The sequence below is a fragment of the Anabaena lutea FACHB-196 genome, assembly GCF_014698305.1.
GTDB classification, from domain to species: domain Bacteria; phylum Cyanobacteriota; class Cyanobacteriia; order Cyanobacteriales; family Nostocaceae; genus Anabaena; species Anabaena lutea.
Window position 1 is genome coordinate 1 of the sequence record NZ_JACJST010000003.1, and the last position, 13,667, is coordinate 13,667.

At 40.3% G+C, this 13,667-nt stretch carries 15 protein-coding genes, 1 tRNA gene and 1 pseudogene; 7 read left to right on the forward strand and 10 right to left on the reverse strand.

Translation table 11 applies throughout. The features are described from left to right. Positions 1-100 precede the first annotated feature (100 nt). The 3 genes from H6G59_RS04380 to H6G59_RS04390 form a co-directional block, all read right to left on the reverse strand. The gene (locus H6G59_RS04380; protein WP_242038785.1) at positions 101-643 is read right to left on the reverse strand and encodes a pentapeptide repeat-containing protein; all 543 of its coding nucleotides are present in this window, start codon (positions 641-643) and stop codon (positions 101-103) included. Between the two features lie 69 nt (positions 644-712). Then, the gene (locus H6G59_RS04385; RefSeq protein ID WP_190711939.1) at positions 713-1,597 is read right to left on the reverse strand and encodes a hypothetical protein; all 885 of its coding nucleotides are present in this window, start codon (positions 1,595-1,597) and stop codon (positions 713-715) included. 672 nt (positions 1,598-2,269) lie between these two features. Then, the gene (locus H6G59_RS04390; RefSeq protein ID WP_190711940.1) at positions 2,270-4,963 is read right to left on the reverse strand and encodes a CBS domain-containing protein; all 2,694 of its coding nucleotides are present in this window, start codon (positions 4,961-4,963) and stop codon (positions 2,270-2,272) included. 257 nt (positions 4,964-5,220) lie between these two features. Here H6G59_RS04390 and psbZ point away from each other — a divergent pair, with 257 nt between their 5' ends. The 5 genes from psbZ to H6G59_RS04415 all read left to right on the forward strand — a co-directional run bounded on the left by psbZ (position 5,221) and on the right by H6G59_RS04415 (position 8,565). Continuing rightward, positions 5,221-5,409, forward strand: coding sequence for a photosystem II reaction center protein PsbZ (gene psbZ / locus H6G59_RS04395; protein WP_190711941.1), 189 nt, complete (start codon positions 5,221-5,223; stop codon positions 5,407-5,409). Positions 5,410-5,607: 198 nt separating this feature from the next. Further along, on the forward strand, positions 5,608-6,165 hold the full coding sequence (gene ribH, locus H6G59_RS04400; RefSeq protein ID WP_127056041.1) for a 6,7-dimethyl-8-ribityllumazine synthase: 558 nt from the start codon (positions 5,608-5,610) through the stop codon (positions 6,163-6,165). Between the two features lie 229 nt (positions 6,166-6,394). After that, a tRNA-Gly gene (locus tag H6G59_RS04405) sits at positions 6,395-6,466 on the forward strand. A gap of 421 nt (positions 6,467-6,887) precedes the next feature. After that, on the forward strand, positions 6,888-7,295 hold the full coding sequence (locus H6G59_RS04410; RefSeq protein ID WP_190711942.1) for a hypothetical protein: 408 nt from the start codon (positions 6,888-6,890) through the stop codon (positions 7,293-7,295). A gap of 4 nt (positions 7,296-7,299) precedes the next feature. Beyond that, positions 7,300-8,565 (forward strand): glutamate-5-semialdehyde dehydrogenase, encoded by a 1,266-nt coding sequence (locus H6G59_RS04415; protein ID WP_190711943.1) that lies wholly within the window; start codon positions 7,300-7,302, stop codon positions 8,563-8,565. Positions 8,566-8,714: 149 nt separating this feature from the next. Here the strand turns inward: H6G59_RS04415 and H6G59_RS04420 are convergent, their stop codons facing one another. Next, positions 8,715-9,200 (reverse strand): PIN domain-containing protein, encoded by a 486-nt coding sequence (locus tag H6G59_RS04420; protein WP_190711944.1) that lies wholly within the window; start codon positions 9,198-9,200, stop codon positions 8,715-8,717. Next, positions 9,193-9,444, reverse strand: a complete 252-nt coding sequence (locus H6G59_RS04425; RefSeq protein ID WP_190711945.1) for a UPF0175 family protein — start codon at positions 9,442-9,444, stop codon at positions 9,193-9,195. The genes H6G59_RS04420 and H6G59_RS04425 overlap by 8 nt, the downstream gene beginning before the upstream one ends. Positions 9,445-9,605: 161 nt before the next feature. Here H6G59_RS04425 and H6G59_RS04430 point away from each other — a divergent pair. Together H6G59_RS04430 and H6G59_RS04435 are read left to right on the forward strand one after the other, a co-directional pair. Further along, a pseudogene (locus H6G59_RS04430) lies at positions 9,606-9,713 on the forward strand (serine/threonine protein kinase); the annotation flags it as partial. 52 nt (positions 9,714-9,765) lie between these two features. Beyond that, positions 9,766-10,032 carry a hypothetical protein gene (locus tag H6G59_RS04435; RefSeq protein WP_190711946.1) on the forward strand — a complete coding sequence of 89 codons (267 nt, stop codon included), beginning with the start codon at positions 9,766-9,768 and terminating at the stop codon, positions 10,030-10,032. A 26-nt stretch (positions 10,033-10,058) separates the two neighbouring features. Here the strand turns inward: H6G59_RS04435 and H6G59_RS04440 are convergent, their stop codons facing one another. From H6G59_RS04440 to trpS, 5 genes are all read right to left on the reverse strand, one after another. Then, entirely contained in the window at positions 10,059-10,478 is a 420-nt protein-coding gene (locus H6G59_RS04440) for a hypothetical protein (protein ID WP_190711947.1), read from the reverse strand. After that, positions 10,471-10,719 carry a hypothetical protein gene (locus H6G59_RS04445; RefSeq protein WP_242038786.1) on the reverse strand — a complete coding sequence of 83 codons (249 nt, stop codon included), beginning with the start codon at positions 10,717-10,719 and terminating at the stop codon, positions 10,471-10,473. The genes H6G59_RS04440 and H6G59_RS04445 overlap by 8 nt, the downstream gene beginning before the upstream one ends. A gap of 76 nt (positions 10,720-10,795) precedes the next feature. Beyond that, positions 10,796-11,497, reverse strand: a complete 702-nt coding sequence (locus H6G59_RS04450; protein ID WP_190711948.1) for a Uma2 family endonuclease — start codon at positions 11,495-11,497, stop codon at positions 10,796-10,798. A gap of 165 nt (positions 11,498-11,662) precedes the next feature. Continuing rightward, on the reverse strand, positions 11,663-12,577 hold the full coding sequence (locus tag H6G59_RS04455; RefSeq protein WP_190711949.1) for a methylenetetrahydrofolate reductase: 915 nt from the start codon (positions 12,575-12,577) through the stop codon (positions 11,663-11,665). Positions 12,578-12,636: 59 nt separating this feature from the next. Continuing rightward, positions 12,637-13,644 (reverse strand): tryptophan--tRNA ligase, encoded by a 1,008-nt coding sequence (trpS, locus tag H6G59_RS04460; protein ID WP_190711950.1) that lies wholly within the window; start codon positions 13,642-13,644, stop codon positions 12,637-12,639. Positions 13,645-13,667: the final 23 nt, after the last annotated feature.

The following is a 13,667-nucleotide window of genomic DNA, read 5'->3' on the forward strand; positions in this document are numbered from 1 at the left end:
AGTAATATTATTTATTTGTTATGTGTAAAATCATTTTTTTGTACGGTAAAGATTTTTTAGTGATGCCTGTTTTTAACTTGGCGATCGCACTTTTTTTGCCCTACCTCACAAAATCGCGTTGCTCCCGATCAACTTTAGCTAAGTCTGCACCAGTTAAATTAGCGCCCCGTAAATCAGCCTTATGCAGGTTCGCACCTCGGAGAATAGCAGAATAGATTCTCTGTTCTTCTCGCAGGTTAGCACCACGCAGGCACGCACCTGTTAAGTTAGCACCACTGAGATCTGCACCACGCAAATCAGCATCCATCAAGTTAGCATCCAGCATATCCGCCAAAGTTAAATTGGCATTACGCAAATCAGCACCCTGCAAAGTTGCACCATGCAAATCAGCATCATGCAAATTGGCACTTATTAAACTCGCTTGATTGAGGTTTGCACCACTTAGCTTGGCCGAAATTAGATTTGCCTTGTTCAATATTGCCCGACTTAGATAGCTAAAAGTTAGGATAGCATTATGCAAATCCGCCCTATTCAAGGCTATACCAATCAAGTCTGCACCAAAAAGATTTACTCCATTTAAATTGGCTTCGATAAATTTTGTTTCTCCATCTGCATATCGCTTCAGAAGTTCATTGGCATCCATATTTTTACCCTGTCAATTACCAAAATCTTTTCAAATTTCCCTAGCATCAATAATGCTATAAAATTGCCATCATTGTTTTTTATTGAACATATCTTTCGTAGGAGGTACTATAAATTGACAGGTATTCTCGTCATCTATTTCATTCTCATAGATATGATCAACATCAGTTAATGTCATGTCATAATTAAGAGCAACTAAAGGTCTAGTTTCTTGAGATGAATAGCTGCTGTTAATTGGTTGATCTTGGGTGGCGCTGGTGGATGAAATATCCCTATATAAACCTCGCATAGATTGGATAATTGCACTGGCTACTTGAGTATTTTCATCCGGGTTGCCTAGAGAGATAACGCTATTATTTAGTTTAAATTCAAGCTCTCTGAGAGTTGAACAAGAATCAAACAATTTCTGCAATAAGCTATCAAGCTCTTCTGATCTCAGTTTAAACCAGTCTTCTTCCTGGAAAGTAAATTTATGGTAAAGTACAGAAAATAGAATTATCTTAGCCCTAAGCGGGTTAGTATATTTCATAAGATTTTGCCGTAAATCAAACTGATCATATTGAGATTTGATTTTACTGTTTGGAGATTGATTCAGGGCATTTGATGATATTTGTTCAGATTGATTGGGTTGATTTGATAGTATTCCTGTTGATTCTTGATCCTTTATATATAACTTCTGTACTTCATTAAAAACTACACTGGCAAATAGGGAGTATTCAGCTTGTTTGTTAAGGCTTTTTACAACTTTAGATAAAGATAATTTTAAGCTATCTAAAGTTGGATTCAATGTGCATAATTCTTGAATTAATTCTGGTAATTTAAAGTTATTTAGCTTCTCTTGATCGTTCTCCCAAATATTTGTACAAGCACAGAATATTAATTTTTTAATCCGTGTTGAGTTTTCATGCTGTTCTAAATATTTCGCTACTTCATCAAGGCTAGATAGAGTTTTCATCGGTAGATCTCCGGCACAGGTATCCGATAGGAATAAATTATAACTGGACTAACGCTCTAGTACCGCTTTCTCGGAATTAAAAATTAAAAATTAAAAAAGCAGATTACACAAGCTTTTCAGTAATTTTTTAATGGTCTGTTTATTTACGCCGTTCTGTACTAGTGGGTAGTAAAAGTTTTTTATCAGTTGATAACAAGGAGGCAAAATAAGGGAAACCGGGTAAAAGACAATACGCTTGGCGTTAAGGAAAATTATCTATTTAGGCAAGCTGGGGCAGATAAATAGGTTGATCTGAACTGTATTGAGGTAAGCATAAAGTTTCAAAAGTATATAGTAGTAACCGTACTTTGTGGCTTTGTCTGGCATCCCAGTAAAAAACGCTATATTATAACTAAGTGTATCTTATTCAACTGAAAACCGCTAGATCAACCTAGATACAATTTAAAATGTGGCTGGGGTTAAGGGACAGCACACCCGATAAAAGCTGTAATCCCACATTCGTGAGGTACAGCGAGAAAGATTTAACCGCAACAGGACTTTACGCAAATATAGCAGGAGTCAGGAGACGCTTCGCAGACCTCCGGTTCAGGAGTAAAACCCTCCAACGGTGGGCAATGCCCACCCTACGTATATTTCAAAAATAAAATATTAGTCCTATATTTCTCATCTAAATTATTGAGGATAATGCTGGGCTAAAAATTCTCTGGCTTCTGCTTGATCCTTAATTAAACCATCCAGAGTAGCAGTTAATAAATCATCAAGAATTTGCTTATATTTGGGACTAGGTTTATAACCTAATTCTTTTAAATCATTTCCAGTTAATAGCGGTTGTACATTTGCCCATGTTGTTAAATATTGCCAAATCTTTCTTCTAATTTTTCGTGAACTTTGTAAAGCAATTAAGATTAAAGTTAGTAAATCATGCTTTTTGAGTAAATCTACAGTTTGACTGGGATGATCGAAAGTAGGTAATAATGTGATTATCTCAGATTGAGTGTGGGATAAATTCTTTAATCTGGCAATACTATCATCAGCTAATTGCAGATTTTTGGCTACCTTTGCCCGATATTCTGGTTTTAAATAGCCGATTAGTGCTTCTAGGCGAATTTGCCAATTGCTTAAGGTTTGTTTTCTATCAAATCTCCCTAAACAGCGTTCTAATAAATTTAATTGTCGGCAGAGTTCTGAATCTAATTTTAGGGTAGGATGGATACACTGCAAAGCACCTAAATTATCCAGCAATTTTAAAGCTGATTGCCAATAAGGAGCTAATAAGATATATTTTAATTCTGTTTTGAGGCGAGTTTGTAAAGCGGGTGTTTTGCTGTTTTCTTGGGAAGTGCGATCATATACTCCGCTATTTATGGCATAATGGATATATTCCTCAGTGCGCTTTTCAATTTGAAAACCGAAACGTACAGCGAAACGGACACCGCGATAAATTCGAGTAGGATCTTCAATAAAGCTATTAGCGTGTAAAATCCGAATTTGCTTGGCTTGTAAATCTAAGAAACCACCAAAAAAATCCAGTAATTCACCAGCGCGAGGAGAAGTTAACCTTAATGCCATAGCATTAATAGTAAAATCCCGTCGATATAAATCTTGACGAATTGAACTCGCTTCTACTTCTGGATTGGCTGCGGGATAAGGATAAAATTCAGTTCTAGAAGTGGCAATATCTACCCATAATGAATCTAATTCTGGGTCTTTGTGCCATAATAAGGCAGCAGTTTGAAATGCACCATGAATTTCTAAACGGGCATTTTTATAAATTTCCTGGAGTGCTTTTGCTAATTCTACACCTGCACCCACAGATGCTGTTTTATGAAAACCATCAACTACTAAATCAATATCATTAATCATTAAAGTGCCGGTTTCAGTTTCTGCTAATAGCAAATCCCGCACTGCACCACCTACTAAATAAAGATGCCAACCACGTTTTTCTGCTTCTTGAGATGCGGTGGTGAGTAGTTGCCAAAGTTGGGGATTTAATTTATTTTGCAATTGTGGCAGATTAATATTAATTTCACCATCTTTTTGTATTTCTCCATCCAATATATCTGCTTGATGTAATTCCCTTAACACATCGGTGCGGGTAACAATACCAACGAGATTATTATTTTCTAATACTGGTAAACGTCCAATATCATAAGTCACCATTAAGGACTCAATTTCTGGCAAAGTGGTATCTGGGGTGATTGTCTTTAAATTGGTTGTCATGTAGCCTTTAACTGGTGCATGACTAAAGCCATGATGTAAGGCTATATCTAAATCACGTCGTGAAATTATACCAACTAATTGCCCTTGGGGATTGACGACAGATAAACCAGAATGGCCGTAACGTAGTAAGATGCGTTGTGCTTCGGCTATTGTGGTTTCTGGTCGAATGGTGCGGACTGGGGAAGACATTAAATCCCTAGCTGTGGGAGGGTGAGGAATTTGGGCTTTTAACCCATCTAGGAGTTGCTGTAAGATTGGCTGTGAGTCTTGTGTGCGAAGATTCAAGGAAGCGGCTTGAGAATGTCCACCACCGTCAAATACTTGAAAGAGAAGATTCAGATTTGTACCGGAAATGTGCGATCGCCCAATCACAGTTAATCGCCATTCATCATCACCTAAAGCATATTCATTTGCCAACAGGATGGCATCAATTTCTGTTAATTCGACCAGTTCTGTAGCCAAACTTGATAACCCTGGCACAAAATCATCTGTTTTTAATATCACCCAACCTATCGTATATCCCCTGAGACAAATATACTCTAAAGTTTCCAAAGCCTGACTTAATAATTGTTGCAATTGTGGCGATAAACCAGGATCACGATAGGTAGAAATTACTGATAAACTCGCTCCCTGTGCCATCAACCAAGCCAAAGCTAAAGCATCTCTGGCTGTAGATTGGTCATAAGTTAACGAACCTGTATCCACATGAATACCCAAAGCCATGACAGTTGCTTGGGCAGAAGTTAAAGAAATATGACGTTTTTGTAATTCTTCCACCATTAAAGTTGTCGTAGCGCCCACCCGCTCAAGATACAATTGTGTGGCAGGAATATCACTATCTTGTCCGAGATGATGGTCATAAACTACAACTTCTTGGATATTGGGTAAATCGAACCATTCAGCAGCTTTACCCAAGCGATCGCGCTGTTGAGTATCCACAACCGTTAAAGAGCGAATCTTTTCTGGATTTACCGCACGTCTTTCAATTAGCGCATACTCATCTCGATGCAACGCTAAAAAGTCACGCACAGGCGGATGCGCTCCCCCAGTTAGCACAATCTTACTCCCTGGTAGCAGACAAGTTAAGCCAACAGCCGCCCCCAAAGCGTCAAAATCAGCAGTTGTGTGACAAAGAATTAAATCCATAGGGAATAGGGAATAGGGAACGGGGAACGGGGAACAGGGAGCAGAGGAAAGATACATACTCTCCCCAATGACCAATCACCAATCACCAATGACGAATGACGAATGACAATTGATCATCTGTTACAAACCGGACGTAAAATATTAATGGTTCAGAAGACCAAGTGAGTTCACAGGGGTCACTGAACAACCCAGTCTGTCCATCATACAGCGACAGTCTTGGGACAATTTACGATATCGCTGTGTTGGGAAAAGTAAAAATGACCTTAGTATTCCAATTTGCTTTAGTATCTCTAGTTCTAATGTCTTTTGTCTTGGTGATTGGCGTTCCTGTCGCTTATGCAACCCCTCAAAATTGGGTTGAATCGAAAAAGCTGCTGTGGGTTGGTTCTGGAATTTGGACTGTTTTAGTGCTGTTAGTTGGGATATTAAACTTTTTTGTGGTGTAGAGGACGGCTGCAAACAGTCAAAAGCACATAACATAAAAATTTAGAGGAGCAGAAAAGCTAAGGTAATAAGGTCAAAAAAGAAAAAGAGAGATTTTCTTTTTCCGGATGACTTTTTCCTGAACTTGCTTTCCTGCTCCTCTATATTGACGGCAGAAAAGTGTATTGGCTAAGAATTTATAGTTAATTTAAGAGGCAGTCATGGCAGTTTTTGAGGGAAATTTTACTCAAACAGAGCCTTTGCGGTTTGCAATGGTGATTGGTCGATTCAATGACTTAGTTACTCTCAAACTTGTAGAAGGATGTCAAGATTGTCTAAAACGTCATGGTATAAATCCTGATCCTCAAGGCAATCAAGTAGACTATGTTTGGGTTCCAGGCAGTTTTGAAGTTCCTACGGTCGCTCGGCAGTTGGCACTCTCCCATCGTTATGATGCCATAATTTGCCTGGGTGCGGTGATTAAAGGACAAACGCCCCATTTTGATTATGTATCATCTGAAGTAGCTAAGGGTATTGCTGCTGCCAGCTTTCAAACAGGTGTACCCGTGATTTTTGGTATTTTGACAACGGACACGATGCAACAGGCATTAGAGCGAGCCGGAATTAAAAGTAATCACGGCTGGGATTATGCCATGAATGCCATAGAAATGGCCAGCCTGATGCGTAATTTACGCTCTAGCCTAGCAGAACCTTATGCTCGGAATCCTCAAACCTTACCAGCTTCAATCCAAAACCCTGTGGAGTCAGAGGTGGTTTAGCGGTGACGCGGAGACGGGGTGACGCGGGGATGGGGTGACGCGGAGACGGGGAGATGAATAACCCAATGACCAATCACCAATCACCAATCACCAATCACCAATCACCAATCACCAATCACCAATCACCAATCACCAATCACCAATCACCAATCACCCATTACCAAAAAACATAAATTTAGGGGTTGACAAACCAGGAAAAATCTGAGATAGTTATATTAATGTGAAAGTTGCGGGTATAGCTCAGTGGTAGAGCGCAACCTTGCCAAGGTTGATGTCGCGCGTTCGAATCGCGTTACCCGCTTTTCAGTTAATATCAAAAAGCTCAGATTACTAAATCCCTGATTGCACCTGTTTATGTAAGAACAAAGGCAAAGGGCAAGCTGAATCTGAGCCATTATGCCGTAATGCAGCATTTATAAACCTTACGCAAAATTCAGGGTAGCGGAATTTTTTCCGGCTAAGTATTTTGTCAATTTGAAAATGGCGACTACAATGCAGCCAGAAATATACTAGAAATAGTGATGACTGTGGCGATATCCGCCATGACTAAAACTGCTGAAAGCAGCGTTTAAAAAGTGTGAAGTTTTCTTCCTGGTAGCAACTGGTGTTGAAGAATTCCGCTGACTGAAGCTGACTTTTAGAAATAGTAGTCCAAGAATTACTTCTTGGAGTCACCAGCTAGAACAGTTAAGAAAAACACGCTCAAGTTATTTATATCGCTTGTGCCATCTCAAAAACCTGAAAAAATAGACTTGAATACGGAATATATTTGTCCTTGCCGTCGCCGTGGGCAATTAATCCCGATTACGCTAACAGAAGCATTTGGATGCGATCGCTGTCAGCAAATTTTTGTTGTGGAAGATGATGGACACGTGCTAGAAAAACTTTCTCCCACCTATCCGTATAAGCGAGCTTGGCACTGGACAGGAAATAGTTGGCGCGATGTCCAACCCCGATGGAGAGAAAATTATTGGCCGATAGCACTGGGCATTATTTTCGTGTTAGTGATTATATGGCTACCATTAGCACTGCGATTAGCCAATGCTTCAAGCATTCTTGTTTGGGCAATAGTAGCACTGCTGTTGGCTATCCCACCAGTAATTATGGTCTGGCTTACCTACAGACGTTAACTCAATGACCGTTGAAGTTTTTGATGATTTTTCTGAACCTGTAAAAAGTGCTAAACGCGCTTATCAAGCTTCCCTGAAGTTAGGTATCACAAAGGGAGTAGATCGGAGTCGCGCTGTGCTGGCAATGGCAAAAGCGCTAAAACGTTCATTTGACGACATTCTAGAAGCCAATACATTGGATCTAGAAGCCAGTCGAGAAATGGCGGTATCAGAGTTGATTTTAGATTGGTTGAAGCTAACTCCCTCAAGGTTAGAGAATACAGTGGAAATTCTCCAACGGTTGGGGGAATTATCAGATCCATTGCGACGGGTAAGAACTGCCGATTATCAACAGGAAGACTCCCAAAGTTATACCCAGTTGATGCCTTTGGGCGTGATTGGATTTATTTATGAGGCTTTTCCTGATTTGGGTGCGATCGCAGCTGGTTTTTGTATTAAAACTGGTAATAGTTTGATTCTCAAAGGCAGTACAGAAGCTAGTCATTCTAACGCTGCGATCGCAGAAGTACTGCAAAATGCTATTACTGAAGTCGGTTTACCAGCCGGTTGTATAGAACTAGTGACAGCCGAACATGGTGCTTCAATTCGAGATTTAGTGACTCAAGATCAGTATTTAAGTTTAGTCATTCCCTATGGACGTTCTAGCTTAATTCAGCAGGTGGTAAGACAAGCAACTTGTCCGGTTTTAAAGTCAGCGATGGGTAATTGTTACCTGTACTGGTCGCTCAATAGTAGCTTGGAAATGGTGCGCTGGATGATTCTCGATAGTCATGAGAGTGAACCAGATCCGGTAAACGCCATTGAAAAGGTTCTCATTCATCGTCAAGCTTTACCATCTTCCTTGTCTGTGTTGTGGAATAGCTTAAAGGACAAAGGCTTTGAACTCAAAGCAGATGAGGAATTAGTAGAAGCTTTTCCCCAGTTGCAGTTAGCGAAAGAGGGAGAATGGGGAACACCGTATTTAACGAAAACAGTGGCTTTTAAATTGGTGGATAGCTTAGAAAATGCGATCGCTTGGATTAATCAATATAGTAGCGGTCATGCTGATTGCATTGTCACAGAATCTTACCAGGAAAGCCGACAATTTGCTTTAGGAGTCAACAGCGCCTCTACCTACATCAATGCTTCCCCTCGGTTTTCCCGCAACTCTTCACGGGGAGATGCAGTATTTTTGGGAATGTCGAATCAAAAAGGACATCGCCGGGGATTTATTAGTTTGGAGACTTTGACGACTGTGAAGCATATTGTCCAGGGGAATGGACGGTTTTAGGAGTTACAGCAGCGGTTAGCAGTCAGCAGTAAAAAGCACCTCAATTTGTAGCAGAATTGCCAAGCCGCTGCTTTTCCTTATGTGCCACTGGTAGTAAATTTTGGTGATTTTGGGTAAGAGAGAAAATGAGCGATCGCTAACGATGCTTATCATTCTCCAATTAATGCGAGTGCTTGATTAATTACACGGTCAGATAGATACATTCCTAGTGAGCGTAAATTATCTAAAACTGGCCTTGCTGCTGGTATTTTACCTCTTTGCTTCGCTGTTAAAACTAGCCCTAATGTTCCACGAACAGGAATTCCCAGTACGGCTGCACATCGACGAGCCGCCAAATCATCTACAATTGCTTCTGTATTAGGGTGTGTATACGCCCAAGTCAAAACAGATGATTCCCCTTTACCTAAATCCCAAGATTGGATAATTTCAGGAGTTGGCGGTGTTTCTACAACAACTAACCAGTCGGTTTGTGTTAGTGCTAAAACAGTGGGGTCTTCCGCACCTCTTTGTTGAATCTCAACAGCTACTGCTGAAGGAACTAAAATTTCATCACCCAATAATTGCAATAAATCTATTAACCCACCTCTAGATAAAAATATCAGAGGTGAAGCATTAATTACAGGTCTTTCAGCCACGTTCTAATTCTCTTTGTAGGTCGTCAAAATCAACATTAAAAACATCTATTTTTTCACGGGATAAAGCGAGGATAAAATCTGTTCTATCTAAACCTGCAATATTTGCGGCTTTTTCTTGGGAGATTTCACCCCGTTGATACCAGTGAATAGCTGCTGCAAGACGTAATTCTTGGACAAATTCATTAGGTGAAAGTCGCAAGGCTGAAAATATTTCTTCGGGTAGTTCTAAGGTAATGGTAGTCATGAAGGTGATTTGGGGTGGAAGGCTATTATATATTTCACTTTAGCAATTTTGGGGTGTGGGGTAGGAAAATAGGGTAATCGCACTATCGCCATCATGCTGGATTCAAGTTGCCAAGACCTTTGTATGTGAAAATTGATCCAAGTATTTTGGAAGTTGTAAAAATGGCTTGGGTAGCAGGTGATCAGTTGCAAGGTGGAAGATACACAATTGAAAGAGAGTTGAGAAGGGGACGCTTTGGTATTACTTATTTGGTGAGAAACAAAAGGGGTAGCTGGGGCTTGGGCTGTAACTAGGGTTGGGGCTTGGGCTGTGGTTGGGGTTATGGTTGTGGCTTGGGCTGTGGCTGTGGTTCGTACGGCTGGGTTTGTGGTTGGGGGTGGGGCTGTGGTTGTGATTGGGGCTGTGTTTGCGGTTGTGATTTGGGCTGTGATTGGGGCTGTGATTGGGGCTGTGATTGGGGCTGTGGCTGGGGGTGAATTAAAAAAATACTTTAGCAAGTTTCATACTTTTCTAATTTTGACTGGTACATCCAATATAGGCTTAGGTTTAGGATGGATAATACACAGACTTTTTAACCCATCTTCATAGTTTGGTAAATATTAAATTGCATTTGATCAGGTTCTTTTTGGTTGAATTTCAAACGCTAATTGAGAACGATAAAAACACACATCAAATGCTAGAAAAAAATTCATGTGTCCCAAAATCAAGGGAGCATTTCGATCTTGCGTCCAAGCAAAAGCCAAATCTACAACTGGAAATTGCTCCACCTGTGCAGTTAAAACCAATGCTCGTGCCTCAAATCTAGACAAATTACCACCTAACGGAACAGAGAGCCTTTGCCGTTCCCAAACTGCTCCCAGTCTCAACCCCATTTCATAGGGTAATACATTGACACTAGAACCTGTGTCGAGTAAGCCTGACACCTGCAAAGATTGATTCTGATAACTAAAAGTTATTGGCAGATAGGGAAGTGTACTCAATGCACCGAGATTTGGATCAACCTCAGTAAAGGCAAATCGGACTTTATCAACCACGTGTTGCTACTTTTTCCTCTGCTAGTGCTTTTGCTAAGACAGCAGCAGCCTCAAAAGAATCGTGTAAACCTTGACTTGCGACTTTACCTTGAGCATCTAATGGGGTTAAATTTGAATCTTTCAATAACTCTCCTCCCAGGAAATGTAGGAGTAATAGCTTATCAGAATAAGATAGTTCTCTAAGAAAAGGTAAAAGTTCAGTGAGAGGCATAGTTTTTTGAGTATGGCGGGTTATATCCATTTTAGAGCCTTAAGTTCTCATCAGTAAAATCATCGGCATTAAGTATAGTTAAACTACTGTGCCATCGCATTTAATATTAAGCTTCCGGTTCAATTCCTAAAACACGTAATTGTGCAGTCAAGCGATTTGCTCTTTCCTCACCAGTCAACAACAAATTACCTTGCAAATCCCACCACCGCAGCCAGGGTAATTCCATATTTTGATATTCACCTTGCCATAAACCTAACTCCACTCCCATAAGTGTAATTGGATAATGTCCCCGTTCATTTGCTGGTAATAACTGATATTGTCCTTCTATGAGGTGATATACTTCAAGACTAGCTTTACTCACTTCATAAATGCCATAAAAAACAGGTTTAATTACCTGTTCATAAATCCAAAATTTACCCTGCCAAGGGGTTTTATCTCGTTCTTCTGCGCCATTTCCTGAAACAAATTCTAAGGCAATTAATGGCGAAATATATTCTTGCCAAAGGACATAGGAACGGCGAAATTGACCATTTAATAAAAGTGGCACATTGGGAACATAAAACCAATCTGGAGCTTCTGCACCGCGTTCTGGAGGATCAGTGATACGCCAGTAGATTCCTAAATCTTGACCAATACAATACTGACCATCTGGATGACGTTTTTGTAATACTGGTGTGATAGACTCTGTTAGCAAAATGCTTTGGGGATGTTCTTGCCAATTTTTCACAAATGTACCGTTAGACTCTGGGAGTTGGGTGTGATCTGGAAGGGAGGTTTCTGTATAGGGAGCATCTGTAGTAAATTTCATAACTTCCTCGGATTTTATGAGGTTTGTTTTAGTTTAGCAAAATTAGCAATATATAGAGACATCGAACTTTCTTTAAATATGCGTGATGTCAAAATCCTTGTAGAGACGTTCCATGGAACGTCTCTACTAAATCCATACTTTAATTATGCAACGCCGCTTTTCCTGTTAACTAACCTTTCCCACTCCTGCTAAATCCAAAATGGGCGGAATCAAATCTTCCCGCTTCACCGCCATCAGATGCACACCCTGACACAATCCCCGCGCAATTTGCACTTGTTCCGCTGCAATTTTCATCCCTTCTTCTAGGGGATGTTTCGCTTTTGCTAACCTATCAATAATGTGTTCAGGAATATTTACACCGGGAACCGCTTTATTAATAAACTGGGCATTTTTTGCTGATTTCAACAGAAAAATTCCCGCCAAAATTGGTTTATTGTAACTAGAGGCAATTTTATCCATGAACTTTTCTAATCTTTCAAAATCAGTAATTAATTGACTTTGAAAAAATTGCGCTCCGGCTTCTATCTTCTTTTCAAACCGACTTTGCAAACCTGACCAACTTGCACATTGAGGATCTACCGCTGCACCTGTAAATAAATCTAAAGCGCCATCATTCAGGGCTTTATTATTAAAATCAACACCCTGATTCATCTTCCTAATTAACTGCAATAACCGCACAGCTTCTAAATCAAAAACGGCTTTTGCTTCAGGATGATCACCGGCTTTTACAGGGTCGCCAGTTAAAGCTAAAATGTTGCGGATACCCAAAGCATGAGCGCCCATTAAATCTGCTTGTATTCCAATTCTATTGCGATCGCGACAAGCAACCTGACAAATCGGCTCAATTCCATTCTGCAACAAAATCACCGACGCTGCCAACGAAGACATTCCCAACACAGCGCGGCTACCATCAGTAATATTGACAGCATGAACTCTTCCCTTAAGAGTCGCCGCCATTTCGATCATATGGATGGCATTTCCGCCCTTGGGAGGTGCAACTTCGGCGGTAATTAAAAATTCACCCGCAAGGGCTGCTTTACGGAAGTTATTAAAAGCACTGGAGCTATGGGTATCCGGCATAACATTAAAGTTTCAGTTTTCTAATAGGGTAAAACACATTACACCTAAAAGCCTAAACCTTATAGAGGAACAGAGAAACCCAAAGCAGCTTTGACTTGCATTAGAGTTTGATTAGCTATAGCCTCCGCTTTCTCCCTACCATCTCGCAAAACTGACTCTAAATAACCTTTATCCGCCATTACTTCCTGATATTTTTCTTGAATTGGTTTTAAAGCATTAATTGCTGTTTCCGTCAACAAAGGTTTGAATTGTCCCCAACCCATATCTGCACATTCAACCGCTACCGCTTCTTTAGTTTTTCCAGACAGCAGCATATACAGAGTTAACAGGTTATGACATTCTGGGCGTTCTGAATCATCAAAAGTTAAACCCCGCACCAAATCAGTTTTACAGCGTTTAATTTTTTTAGTAATCTCTTCTGGAGAATCTAAAACATTAATTCGGCTTAATTCCGCAGGATCTGACTTTGACATTTTCCGTGTTCCATCTGTCAAACTCATCACCCTTGCACCTTCCTTTCTAATTAAAGGATCTGGTAATTTTAATACAGGTGCTTTTTTCGCAAATTGGTGATTAAATCTGTTGACAATATCCCGCGTCAGTTCCAAATGTTGCTTTTGGTCTTCACCCACCGGTACTTTATCCGCTTGATAAAGGAGAATATCCGCAGCCATGAGTACGGGATAATCTAACAAACCAACACCGACATTTTCACCTTGTTTAATCGCTTTTTCCTTAAACTGGATCATATCTTGCAACCAGTTCAGCGGTGTAATGCAATTTAGCAACCAGGTGAGTTCACTGTGGGCGGAAACATGAGATTGGACAAAAATGCTAGAATGACTCAAATCGATACCACAGGCTAAATATAAAGCAGCAATGGTGTAAGTATCAGCCGCAAGAGTGGCGGGGTTGTGCGGTACGGTAATGGCGTGTAAATCCACCACACAAAAGAAATTTTCATACTGGTCTTGAATTTCTACCCAGTTACGAATCGCACCTAAATAGTTACCCAAGTGTAAGTTACCAGTTGGTTGAACTCCCGACAGAACGCGCTGCTTACCCATAATTTTTCAGTTAATGAAGCTAA